The following is a 12111-nucleotide window of genomic DNA, read 5'->3' as shown; positions in this document are numbered from 1 at the left end:
TGCCAAGCAACGGGACGCGCCATGACCGGGACCGAAAAGATCGCCACGGGCAGCATTCTGATCGGTCTGATCGTGCTGGGGCTGAAGACATTCGCATGGTGGCTGACCGGATCGGTCGCGCTGATGTCGGATGCGATGGAAAGCATCGTCAATGTGGCGACCGCCATCGCCGCGCTGATCGCCATCCGCATCGCCGCCCGCCCGGCCGACCGCGATCACCCCTATGGCCATCACAAGGCGGAATTCTTCAGCGCCGTGCTGGAAGGGGTGATGATCATCGTCGCCGCACTGCTGATCCTGCGCGAGGCATGGCACGCGTTCCAGGCCCCCCGCATGCTGGACGCGCCCCTTGCGGGGCTGTTGATCAACGGCTTTGCCGGCGTGCTGAACGCGGGCTGGTGCTGGGTGCTGATTTCGCGCGGGCGGCGGCTGCGGTCGCCGGCGCTGGTCGCGGATGGCCATCACCTGTTGTCGGATGTGATCTCGTCGGGCGGGGTCGTGCTGGGGGTGGCGCTGGCCGTCGTGACCGGCTGGGCGGTGCTGGATCCGGCGCTGGCGGCGCTGGTGGCGGTGAATATCCTGTGGTCGGGCTGGAAAGTGATCGCAAGCTCGGTTTCCGGGCTGATGGACGAGGCGGTGGACAACGACACGCTTGCGGATATCCGCACCACCATTTCCGACAACGCAACCGGCGCGATCGAGGCGCATGACCTGCGCACCCGCCATGCCGGGGCGCGCACCTTTATCGATTTTCACCTTGTGGTGGACGGCCAGACCACGGTCGATGCCGCCCATGACATCTGTGACCGCATCGAACAGGCGCTGAAAGCGCAGGTGCCGGGCTCGATGATCACCATCCATGTCGAACCCGAACACAAGGCCAAGCATTCGGGCGTTCTGGTGATCTGAGGCGCGCCGCACCCGGCCCGGATCCGATTCGCCGCAGCGCCGCAAAGCCGGTCACAACCGGCCCGCATCTAGGCAGGATTACCTATTTTGGGCGTCTCGGGGACCGGAATCCGGTCTCGGGGCTTGACGCATGCCCCCCACAGCCTGTGCAATTAACCCAGGGAGAAGGCGAAGCACCGGTTTTCACGCGAAAGCTGAGCCGGCCGGTTCCGGTCGGCGCGGGCTTTCCACAACAAGCCGGACCACATGAAATGCCAAGAGGAGGGAACCGGCTGATGGCAGACAGTCTACCAAAGCGCGGCGGCATGTCGCTGACCACCAAGATCGTGATCGGCATGGCCGCTGGCCTGATCACCGGCACGATCCTGAACATCATTGGCTCGGCCGGGGTGAATTCCTGGCTGGTCGACGGACTTTTCGCCATGATCGGCACCGCATTCGTCAACGGGCTCAAGATGCTGGTGGTGCCGCTGGTGGTGTTTTCGCTGTTATGCGGGGTGCTTGGGATCGGCGATATCCGCATGCTGGGGCGCGTCGGCGGCAAGTCTTTTGCGCTTTACATCGCCACCACCGCCATCGCCATCGCGACGGCGATCTTGCTGGGCCTGTTGATCGGCCCCGGCGAGGGCTTTGTGATGGAGGGGGTGGACACATCCGGCGTCACCGCCGCCGAGGCGCCGACCGTCTGGCAGGTATTTGCCAATATCGTGCCCTCGAACCCGGTCGCGTCGCTGGCCAATGGCGATATGCTGCAAATCATCTTTTACACCATCGTGGTCGGCATCGCCGCGCTGATGCTGGGGGAACAGTCGACCGGCTTTGCCAAGGCCTGCGAATACATGAACGAACTGATGATGAAGGTCGTCAGCATCGTCATGGCCTTTGCCCCCTATGGGGTCTTTGCGCTGATCGCCCGGGTCTTCGCCAAGGAAGGGATCGAGCTTTTCATCCCGGTTCTGGCCTATGTGATGACCTTGACCGGGGCGCTCTTCCTGCATCTTTTCGTGACCTTGATGCTGATCCTCAAGCTGATGTCGGGGCTTAGCCCGATGACCTTTATCGCCAAGATCCGGCCGGCACAGATTTTTGCCTTTTCCACCGCAAGCTCGAACGCGACCATTCCGATCACCTATCGCTGCACGACCGAACGCATGGGCGCGGACAATTCCGTGGCCTCGTTCACCGTGCCCTTTGGCGCCACGATCAACATGGACGGCACCGCGATCATGCAGGGCGTGGCGACGGTGTTTCTGGCCAATGTCTATGGCGTCACGCTTGGCCTTGGTGGCTATCTGACGGTGATCGCCATGGCGGTTCTGGCCTCGATCGGGACGGCGGGGGTGCCGGGGGTCGGGCTGGTCATGCTGACCATGGTGTTGACCCAGGTCGGACTGCCGATCGAGGGGATCGCCCTGATCCTTGGGGTCGACCGGCTGATGGACATGATCCGCACCGCGGTCAATATCACCGGCGACGCGGTGGTCACACTGATCGTCGCGAAATCCGAGGGCAAGCTGGATCAGGCCGTCTATGACGACCCCTATGCCGGCCTGACCACCGACGAGCTGGAAATCGACCCTGCGGCCGAGGCCAAGCTGGCCGCGCTGGCCCATCACGGCTAGGCGGCGCACCATGACAAAGGCCCGGCGCATCGATATGCGCCGGGCCTCATCTGATCGCCGCAATCGGCCCGAACCTAGTTCGCAGCCGCCGCCAGATCCTGCGCCAGCTGATCGGCAAAAGCCCCCAGCGGACCCTTTTCCTGACGATAATCGATGCCCTGAACGACGCTGACGGTCTTGTCGTCGACGGTAATGCACTGCACTACAAAAGCGCCCTTGCCCGTTTCGCCGCCGCTGACCGTCACCAGCTGTCCCGGAAAGGCGGTCACGGTCGCGCTGAGGCCGGCGCCCTTGGCCGCATCGGCCACCGTCTCGCCACAGGTCTCGATGCTGAGCTGCGCGGCGGGCGTGCGCTCAACGTGATAGGTCAGGTTGAAATCCACATCCTGCGCGAATGCAGGAACCGACAGCGACAAAAGGCCGGCGGCGGACAACCAGATCGGGAAACTCTTCATTTTTCAACTCCGTTAACCAAAAGATACCGGCTTTGCTTATCCCACGCGGCCGATTTTCCAAGCCGGATTCACGAGGCATTCCCGGCCCCTTGACCTTGCGGCAGGAAATCGCCGAACGCGTTGCGACGGCGCCGGTTACCGGATCCGCCGGCCTTCGGCATCGAAATGAAAGCCGCGCGCCGGATCGATCCGCAACGTCACCGCCCCATCCACGGCGAAATCATGCTCGCCGAACATGCGCACCGTCAGCAAGCCGTGATCCTGCGTATTGACATAGACCAGCGTCTCACCGCCCAGCTTTTCGACATGGCTGACCCGGCCCGGAATGCGGTCCGTCCCGGCCGAGGCGCCATGGTCCAGCCCCAGATGCTCGGGTCGGATGCCCAGCTTGTCCGAGGACAGGCCCAGCCGCCCGGCATTGAGGAAATTCATCTGGGGACTGCCGATGAAACCGGCGACAAAGGTATTGTCGGGATCGTTATACAGGTCCATCGGCCGGCCCACCTGTTCGACCCGCCCGGCACGCAGGACCACGATCTTGTCGGCCAGCGTCATCGCCTCGACCTGATCATGGGTGACATAGATCATCGTCGCGCCCAGGTCCCGATGCAGGCGCGCGATCTCGATCCGGGTCTGGACCCGCAGGGCGGCATCAAGGTTCGACAAGGGCTCGTCGAACAAAAACAGCTTGGGCGTCCTGACGATGGCCCGGCCAATGGCCACGCGCTGACGCTGCCCGCCCGAAAGCTCGGCCGGCCGCCGCTCCATCAACGCATCCAGCGCCAGCATGGCCCCGGCGCGGTCGGTCGCCTGCGCGATCTCGGCCTTGGCAACCCCGGCCTGTTTCAACGCCAGCCCCATATTGTCGCGCACGCTCAGATGCGGGTAAAGCGCATAGCTTTGAAAAACCATGGCAATCTCGCGCCGGGCCGGCGGCAGGTCGTTGATGCGCACCCCGTCCAGTGCAACCTCGCCCGAGGTCACATCCTCAAGCCCGGCGATCATCCGCAAAAGCGTCGATTTCCCACAGCCCGAGGGGCCGACAAAGACGCAGAACTCGCCCTCGTCGACATTCAGATCGACCCCCTTGATGACATCGGTCTTGCCGAATGACTTGGTAACTTGGCTCAGCGTCAGCGCGCCCATGGGTGGCTCTCCTTGAAGGGGGCGATCATTTCACGGCTCCGGCGGTGATGCCGCGGATCAGCTGGCGCGAAAAGATCAGATACAGGACCAGAACCGGCACGATTGCCAGGCCAAGCGCGGCCAGAACGGCGTTCCAGTTGGTGACGAACTGGCCGATGAACACCTGACTGCCCAGCGTGATGGTCTTGGTCGCCTCGGATGGCGCAAGGATCAGCGGGAACCACAGATCGTTCCAGATCGGGATCATGGTAAAGACGGCAACCGTCGCCATGGCGGGCCGCACCAAAGGCAGCACCAAGCGGAAAAAGATGCGATATTCCGACAGCCCGTCAATGCGCCCCGCATCCTTCAGATCGGCGGACACCCCGCGCATGAACTCGGACAGGATGAACACCGCCAGCGGCAGCCCCTGCGCGGTATAGACAAGGATCAGCGCCGTCAGCGTGTTGACCAGCCCCGACGCCACCATCAATTGCAGGATCGCGACCGTGCCCAGCCGGATCGGGATCATGATCCCAAGCGCCAGATAGAGCCCCATCAGCATATTGCCGCGAAACCGATATTCCGACAGCGCGAATGCCGCCATCGCCCCGAACAACAGAACGAAAAACAGGCTCGCGACCGTCACCGTCATCGAGTTCAGGAAATATTGCAGGAAATCCCCCTGCGCGAGCACGGTCTTGTACCCGATCAGATCAAAGGTCCCCGCGCTCGGCAAAGCCAGCGGATCGGCAAAGATCGCGCGCCGGTTCTTGAAGCTGTTCACGACGATCACGAAAACCGGGAACAGCGCGATCAGCGTATAGGCCAACAGCACGGCATGGGCGGCGATGCTGCGCGGGGCGGAATGGCGGGCAAGGCTCATCGTCTCACTCCCTCAGAACTGATAGCGGCGCAGACGGCGCTGGATCGCGAAAAGATAGAAGCAGACGCCCAACAGGATGATCCCGAACATCGCCGTGGCAATGGTCGCCCCCATATGCGGATCGCCGATCTGCAACTGGAACCCAAAGAAGGTGCGATACAGGAACGTGCCCAGAATATCGGTCGAGAAATCCGGCCCCGCCAGGGCCCCCTGCGTCACATAGATCAGGTCAAAGGCGTTGAAATTCCCCACAAACGTCAGAATCGAGATGATCCCGATCGCCGGCAGGATCAGGGGCAGCTTGATCTTCCAGAACTGCGCCCAGCCGGTGACCCCGTCCATTTCGGCCGCCTCGATCACCTCGTCGGGAATGGACAGCATCGCGGCATAGATCAGCATCATCGGAATGCCCACGAACTGCCAGACCGAAATCAGCGCCAGCGTGGTCAGCGCATATTCCTCTTTCCCCAGCCAGGGCGCGAACAGGCTTTTCAGCCCGACGGCATCCAGCATCCCCGGCGCAATCCCCCAGATCGGCGACAGGATCAGCTTCCAGACAAAGCCCACGATGACGAATGACAGGATCGTCGGGATAAAGATCGCGGTCCGGTAAAACGCCGCCCCCCGCAACCGCGGCGACGACAACAGCGCCGCCAGCATGACCCCGATGGGGTTCTGGACCAGCATATGGACGACAAAGAACCAGGTATTGTTGCCCAGCGCGTTCCAGAACGCCTCGCTCCAGCGCGGATCGCCAAACAGCGTGGCGAAATTCCGCATCCCCACGAACACCCGGTTGCCCTGTTCCAGGTTGAACAGCGACAGGTTCAGCGTCCCGAACAGCGGCACGATCATGATGGCGGTATAGACCAGCACCGCGGGGGCAAGAAATACCGCGATATGCCAGCGAATCTGTTTTCGCTGTGCCATGACGCCTCCCTCATTCTTCCATGGGAAAATATCCTCGGGGGGTGCGGGGGGCCGACAGCCCCCCGCCATCGCCGGGCCGTCAGGCCCGGCAAAAGATCACTTCTGCGGCTCGTACCAGCTGGCCAGACCTTCCTGCAGACGCTTGGCGGCATCCTCGGGCGTCTCGGTGCCCTTGATGACATTGGCGCTGGCGTTCCAGGTCTCGTTTTCCAGGTTCGGCGTGCCGCGCGACAGGATCTGATAGGTCGAGCGGATCGTCGGCTCACAGGTCTCGCGCCAGCTGACGAACTCTTTCGCCAGCGGGTCCTGCATCTCGACCGGGGCCGAGTTCAGCGAAAAGAACCCCGGCAGGGCATTCGCGTAAAGCGTGGCGAATTCGGACGAGCCGACCCATTCCAGAAACTTCTTCGCCTCTTCGGGATGCTTGGTCGCGGCATTCATGCCCATGGCGATGTCGGTATGGTCGCTGATATAGCATTTGTCGCCATCGGCCGGGACGGGCGGCGGGAACGCCCCCATCTCAAAGGCGCCGCCGATCTGCGGACCAAAGACGCCGATCTCCCAGGATCCGGTCGGATAGATCGCGGCACGGCCCAGCGTGAACAGGTTCTGGCTGTCGGGATAGGTCTGCGCCTCGAACCCGTCGCCCAGATAATCCTTCCATTTCGCCAGCTGGCGGAAGGGCGCGACCCAGGGCTCGTCGGTCAGCTTTTGCGTCCCCGCGATCAGCGCCTTGCGCCCCTCTTCGCCATGCCAGTAATTCGGGCCGATATTCTGGTACCCCATGGTGGCGGCTTCCCATTGGTCGTTGGTGCCCATCGCCATCGGGATATAGGTGCCGTCTTCCTTGATCTTGTCCAGCACGGCAAAGAACTCGGCCTCGGTCTTGGGCGGGGTCAGGCCCAATTGCTCGAACGCCGCCTTGTTATAGATAAAGCCATGGATGACCGAGGCCATGGGCACGCAGAACGTCTTGGCCGCGTCATCCGTCTGCCAGGCCGATTTCGCCACATCCGAGAAATTGGCCATCGCCGCCATGTCGCTCAGATCGGCAAGCTTGCCCTTGTTGAACAGCTCGAGCGAGGCGTCGAACGGCCGGCAGGTCACCAGATCGCCGGCCGAACCCGCATCCAGCTTGGAATTCAGCACGGCATTGTATTCCGCCGGGGCCGAGGGCGCGAAAACGATCTTGATGCCGGGATTGGCCGCCTCGAATGCCGGAATGATCTTTTCCTGCCAGATCGCCAGATCGTCGTTGCGCCAGCTTTCGATGGTCAGCGTGACGTCCTGCGCGAATGCCGCACCGGTCATCAAGGTGCTGCCCAAAAGCGCCAGCCGAATGGTCCTGATCATGCTTCTCTCCCTGTTGCAGGGGCGATTTTCCGCCCCTTTGGTTGTCGTCAAAGATTGGGGGCCAGATGCCCGTCGCTGCGTTCCAGCGCGCGGCGCGCATCTGCCGTGTTCATGCCGCGCGCGACCAGAATGGCGGTCTTGACCTGTCCATCGCTTTGGGACAGCGCGGTCTCGGCGGCGGCGCGGTCGACGCCGGCAATGGCGGCCACGATGCGGGCCGCACGATCCATCAGCTTGAGATTGTCGGCCACCACATTGACCATATAGCCGTCATGGACATGGCCCAGCCGCAGCCCGATCAGCACCGACAGCATGTTCAGCGCCACTTTCTGCGCCGTCGCCGCCCCCATCCGGGTCGAGCCGGACACCACCTCGGCCCCGGTTTCGATCAGCACCGGAATATCGGCGATCTCCAATAGCGGCGAGCCGGCCACATTGGCCAGCCCGATCACCGCGACCTGCCGCGCCTTGGCCGCCCGCGCGATGGCCAGCGCATAGGGCGTCCGCCCGGATGCCGACAGGCACAAAAGCGCATCCCCCGCCACCAGCCCGGCACGGTCCAGATCGGCCAGCGCAAGCGCGGGATCGTCCTCGACCCCGCCGCGCAGATGCAAAAGCGAATCCACGCCCCCCGCCATCATCATCGGCGTCGCTTCGGGCGGCAGACCGAAGGTGCCGGCCAATTCAAGGCAATCGGCCATGGCCATCAACCCCGAGGACCCCGCCCCGGCATAGCCCAGCCGGCCGCCCGCGCGCAGCGATTGCGTCGCCACATGCGCCGCCAGTTCCAGCGCCGGCAACACCCCGTGCAGCGCCGAGACGGCGGCAATCTGGGCCTCCAGCAGCGCGGTCAGCACCGCGCGGGCCGGAAGGTTGTGCAGCCCCGCCGACGCCGGATGAAATGCCTCGGTACTGGAATGGTCCATCTGATTCCCCCTGTCCCGCATATAATGCCAAACTGATACCACTTGTAAAGACCATTCTTGAAACCCGGTCATGATGGCGAATTTTTCCCCTAAATTAAAATACACCTTCCCTTTTGGTATTCATTTGGTATCTTCACTTCAAACGGAGGCACCATGTCACTTTTCCTGGGCATTGATGGTGGGGGCACGGGATGCCGCGCGGTTCTGGCGGATGCACAGGGCCGGCAGCTTGGGCTGGGCGCGGCCGGGCCGGCCAATATCTCGATCGAAACGGAAAGCGCCTGCGCCAATATCGTGGCCGCCGCGCGGGCGGCGCTGGATCAGGCCGGGCGCGGCAATCTCGATGAGCTGACGGCGGTGCTGGGGCTGGCGGGCGCCAATGTCACCGCCTCGGCCCGGCGGTTACAGGCGATGCTGCCGTTCCGCCACACGCGCATCGTCACCGATGCCGTCACCGCCGCCGCCGGCGCCTTGCAGGGCACCGATGGAATCGTCGCGGCCATGGGCACCGGCTCGGTCTTTGCGGTGCGGATCGGCGACGAGACGCGGCAATATGGCGGGCGCGGCTTTCTTCTGGGGGACGAAGGCAGCGGCGCGGTGCTGGGCCGCGCGCTCTTGACCGAGGCCCTGCGCGCCGAGGACGGCTTTGCACCGATGACGCCGCTGCTGCGGGACGTGCTGCGCGAACTGGGCGGGATCGAGGGGGTGATTTCCTTTGGCCTGCACGCCAAACCATCCGAATTCGGCATCTTTGCCCCCCGCATCGTCACCAGCGGCGACCCGGCGGCCGAGCGCATCTTTGCCGCCGCCACCGACCAGATCCGCGAAATGATCGAGGTGCTGCAACAGGGGCGCGACCTGCCGGTGGTGTTTCTGGGCGGGCTTGGCGCGCATTACGCCCGGCGGCTGGCCGGGTTGTGGGACATCCGCCCGGCACAGGGATCGGGGCTGGACGGGGCGCTGTTTCTGGCCCTGCGCGAGGGGGTGTGATGACAGAGCTCTTCACCCCCGGCGCGTTCGAGGATAGCGGCGGCGGCCCGCTTTACCTGCAATTGCAGCGGCTAATCGCCGGGGCCATCGCCTCGGGCCAGCTGAAGCCGGGGGCGAGCCTGCCGTCGGAACGCGAACTGGCGGCGATGACCGGGCTGTCGCGGGTCACCGTGCGCAAGGGCGTGGCCGAGCTGGTCGCGACCGGCCAGCTGGTGCAGCGGCGCGGATCGGGCACATTCGTCGCCCCCCGGGTCGAGCGGCTGGAACAGGCGCTGTCGCTGCTGACTTCGTTCACCGAGGATATGGAGCGGCGCGGCAAGACCGTCGAAAGCCGCTGGATCGCGCGGGGCCTGCACGCCCCCGCCCCCGAAGAGGTGATGGCGCTGGGGCTGCGCACCGATGACCGGGTGGCGCGGCTGGAACGGGTGCGCAGCTCGGACGGGGTGCCGCTGGCCATCGAACGCGCCTCGCTGCCCCGGGACGTGCTGCCCGATCCGATGGCGGTCACCGATTCGCTTTACGCGATGCTGGAAAGCCTGGGCCAGCGCCCGGTACGCGCCGTTCAGCGCATCTCGGCCGCCAATCTGGATCCGCGCGACGCCGAATTGCTGGGCGTGGGGGCGGGCGTGGCGGGGCTGCGCATCGAACGCATTTCCTATCTGCCCTCGGGCAAGGTGGTCGAATTCACCCGCTCGCTTTATCGCGGCGATGCCTATGATTTCGCCGTGGAATTGAAACTTGCGCCGGATGGCGAAAGGAAGCCCGAATGACCCAGACCCACATGGCCCGCGAAGTGGCCGAGATCCCCGAGGCCGCCGCCCGCTTTCTAGACCAGTCGCGCGAGGCGGTGCTTGAGGCCGCCGCCGCGCTTCGCCGCAAGGATCCCGATCTGGTGGTGACGGTGGCGCGCGGCTCGTCCGATCATGCCGCCACCTATCTGAAATACGCCTTCGAGCTTGAGGCCGGCGTGCCGGTGGCCTCGGTCGGGCCCTCGATCGCCTCGATCTATCGCCGGCCGCTGCGGCTGGGCAAGGCGGCCTGTATCGGCATTTCGCAATCGGGCCGCAGCCCGGACGGGGTCGAAATGATGCGCGCCTCGGGTCAGGGCGGCGCGCTGTCCATCGCCATCACCAATGTCGAAGACAGCCCCATGGCCCAGGTTTCGGCCCATTGCCTGCCCCTGCGCGCGGGCGAGGAAAAAAGCGTCGCCGCCACCAAGACATTCGTCTGTTCGGTGCTGGCGGGCCTTTCGTTGCTGGCGGAATGGCAGGACGATCACGCCCTGCGCGACGCCCTGTCGGCGCTGCCCGACACGTTGGAACAGGCGGTCGGGCTGGACTGGTCGCCGCTTTCGGCGCGGCTGGCGCGGGCCAGTTCGGCCTATGTGCTGGGGCGCGGCCCCGGCTTTGCCATCGCCAGCGAGGCGGCGCTGAAATTCAAGGAAACCAGTGGCATCCACGCCGAGGCCTATTCGGCGGCCGAGGTTCTGCACGGCCCCGCCGCCATCGTTCAGGCGAATTTCCCGGTCCTTGCGCTGGGGATCGGGGACGCCGCGCTGCCACAGCTGACGGCCACCGCCCGACAGCTGGCATCGCAGGGGGCGGATGTGTTTCTGACCGGGGCCGAGGTCGAGGGGGCGGTCACCCTGCCATCGGTTCAGGGGCTGCATCCGCTGGTCGCGCCGTTGGTCATGATGGCGGGGTTCTATGCCTTTATCGAGACGCTGGCGCGGCGGCGCGGCTTTGACCCCGACACGCCGCCGCATCTGCGCAAGGTCACGGAGACGGTCTGATGGCACGCGAAATCCTGAGCGGGGCGCGGCTGTTTGACGGCACACGCTTTATCGATGGTCATGCGCTGGTGATCGAGGATGGCGAAATCACCGCCATCCTGCCCGCGGACAAGGCCCCGGCCGAGGGCCGGCGCGAGATCGCCGGCATCATCGCGCCGGGCTTTCTGGATCTGCAAGTGAATGGCGGCGGCGGGCTGATGGTGGACGGAACCACCGATCTGGCGGCGCTGCGCCATATCTGCGCCGCCCATCGCGGGCTGGGCACGGCCGCCATCCTGCCGACGCTGATCACCGACACGCCCGAGGCCACCGCCAGCGTCATCGCCGCCGGCATCGCCGCCGCCGGGGCGGGCGTGCCCGGCTTTCTCGGCCTGCATCTGGAAGGGCCGCATCTGGACCCGCGCCGCAAGGGCGCCCATGATTCCGCGCTGATCCGGCCGATGACCGGCGAGGATCTGGCGCGGCTCTGCGATGCGGCGCGCCGCCTGCCCGCGCTGATGGTGACGCTGGCCCCCGAGGCCGCGACGCCAGAACAGATCGCGACCTTGTCCGGGGCGGGCGCGATCGTCAGCCTTGGCCACAGCGATTGCGATTACGACACCGCCCGCGCCGCCTTTGAGGCCGGCGCAAGCTGCGCCACGCATCTGTTCAACGCCATGAGCCAGCTGGGCCACCGCACGCCCGGCCTGGTCGGTGCGATCCTGTCCGGCCATGCCAGGGCGGGGCTGATCGCCGACGGCATCCATGTCCATCCGGCGGCGATGCGCACCACGCTGGCCGCCCGCACCGAGGGGATATTCCTGGTCACCGACTGCATGGCCTTTGCCGGCACCGACCTGACCGAGATGGAGCTGAACGGGCGGCAGGTGCTGCGCCGCGACGGCCGGCTGACCCTTGCGGATGGCACGCTGGCCGGGGCGGACCTGATCCTGCCCGACGCCATCGCATTGCTGGTCACGGAACTGGGCATCACCCCCGGGCGCGCGCTGCGCATGGCCACCGCCGAACCCGCACAGCTTTTGGGGATCGAGGATCACCACGGCCGGCTGACCCCCGGGCGCAAGGCCGATCTGATCCGGCTGGGGCCGGATTTCCAGGTGATCGAGCATTGGCTTTAGGCCGG

General features: G+C 65.1%; 12 protein-coding genes. 6 read left to right on the top strand and 6 right to left on the bottom strand.

Annotated elements, in window-relative coordinates:
- Positions 1 to 21: 21 nt before the first annotated feature.
- Entirely contained in the window at positions 22 to 909 is an 888-nt protein-coding gene (locus ACFOMH_RS02825; RefSeq protein WP_377742493.1) for a cation diffusion facilitator family transporter, read from the top strand.
- Positions 910 to 1184: 275 nt separating this feature from the next.
- The gene (locus tag ACFOMH_RS02820; protein ID WP_374425258.1) at positions 1185 to 2531 is read left to right on the top strand and encodes a dicarboxylate/amino acid:cation symporter; all 1347 of its coding nucleotides are present in this window, start codon (positions 1185 to 1187) and stop codon (positions 2529 to 2531) included.
- A 74-nt stretch (positions 2532 to 2605) separates the two neighbouring features.
- Here ACFOMH_RS02820 and ACFOMH_RS02815 read toward each other — a convergent pair whose 3' ends face one another.
- From ACFOMH_RS02815 to ACFOMH_RS02790, 6 genes are all read right to left on the bottom strand, one after another.
- The gene (locus ACFOMH_RS02815; RefSeq protein WP_377742490.1) at positions 2606 to 2986 is read right to left on the bottom strand and encodes a DUF6180 family protein; all 381 of its coding nucleotides are present in this window, start codon (positions 2984 to 2986) and stop codon (positions 2606 to 2608) included.
- A 135-nt stretch (positions 2987 to 3121) separates the two neighbouring features.
- The gene (locus ACFOMH_RS02810) at positions 3122 to 4132 is read right to left on the bottom strand and encodes an ABC transporter ATP-binding protein (protein WP_377742489.1); all 1011 of its coding nucleotides are present in this window, start codon (positions 4130 to 4132) and stop codon (positions 3122 to 3124) included.
- 25 nt (positions 4133 to 4157) lie between these two features.
- Positions 4158 to 4997, bottom strand: a complete 840-nt coding sequence (locus ACFOMH_RS02805) for a carbohydrate ABC transporter permease (protein WP_377742487.1) — start codon at positions 4995 to 4997, stop codon at positions 4158 to 4160.
- A gap of 12 nt (positions 4998 to 5009) precedes the next feature.
- The gene (locus tag ACFOMH_RS02800) at positions 5010 to 5927 is read right to left on the bottom strand and encodes a carbohydrate ABC transporter permease (protein WP_377742485.1); all 918 of its coding nucleotides are present in this window, start codon (positions 5925 to 5927) and stop codon (positions 5010 to 5012) included.
- Between the two features lie 96 nt (positions 5928 to 6023).
- A complete protein-coding gene (locus tag ACFOMH_RS02795) occupies positions 6024 to 7280 on the bottom strand; it encodes an ABC transporter substrate-binding protein (protein WP_377742483.1) in 1257 nt (418 codons plus the stop codon).
- Positions 7281 to 7327: 47 nt separating this feature from the next.
- Positions 7328 to 8206 (bottom strand): N-acetylmuramic acid 6-phosphate etherase, encoded by an 879-nt coding sequence (locus tag ACFOMH_RS02790; RefSeq protein WP_377742482.1) that lies wholly within the window; start codon positions 8204 to 8206, stop codon positions 7328 to 7330.
- A gap of 153 nt (positions 8207 to 8359) precedes the next feature.
- Here ACFOMH_RS02790 and ACFOMH_RS02785 point away from each other — a divergent pair, with 153 nt between their 5' ends.
- The 4 genes from ACFOMH_RS02785 to nagA are packed head-to-tail and all read left to right on the top strand — an operon-like array spanning position 8360 to position 12106.
- Positions 8360 to 9196 (top strand): BadF/BadG/BcrA/BcrD ATPase family protein, encoded by an 837-nt coding sequence (locus ACFOMH_RS02785; RefSeq protein WP_374425251.1) that lies wholly within the window; start codon positions 8360 to 8362, stop codon positions 9194 to 9196.
- Complete coding sequence (locus tag ACFOMH_RS02780) at positions 9196 to 9966, top strand: GntR family transcriptional regulator (RefSeq protein ID WP_377742479.1); 771 nt, start codon at positions 9196 to 9198, stop codon at positions 9964 to 9966. The genes ACFOMH_RS02785 and ACFOMH_RS02780 overlap by 1 nt, the downstream gene beginning before the upstream one ends.
- Entirely contained in the window at positions 9963 to 10988 is a 1026-nt protein-coding gene (locus ACFOMH_RS02775) for an SIS domain-containing protein (RefSeq protein WP_377742477.1), read from the top strand. The genes ACFOMH_RS02780 and ACFOMH_RS02775 overlap by 4 nt, the downstream gene beginning before the upstream one ends.
- Positions 10988 to 12106: an N-acetylglucosamine-6-phosphate deacetylase gene (gene nagA / locus ACFOMH_RS02770; protein ID WP_377742475.1), complete on the top strand. Its 1119-nt coding sequence runs from the start codon at positions 10988 to 10990 to the stop codon at positions 12104 to 12106. Before ACFOMH_RS02775 ends, nagA begins: the two co-directional genes overlap by 1 nt.
- Positions 12107 to 12111: the final 5 nt, after the last annotated feature.

Origin of the sequence: Paracoccus mangrovi (genome assembly GCF_042648425.1) — a bacterium.
Taxonomy (GTDB): Bacteria; Pseudomonadota; Alphaproteobacteria; order Rhodobacterales; family Rhodobacteraceae; genus Paracoccus; species Paracoccus mangrovi.
The sequence above is the reverse complement of the archived record's forward strand: the minus strand, read 5'-3'. Positions and strand labels throughout refer to the sequence as shown.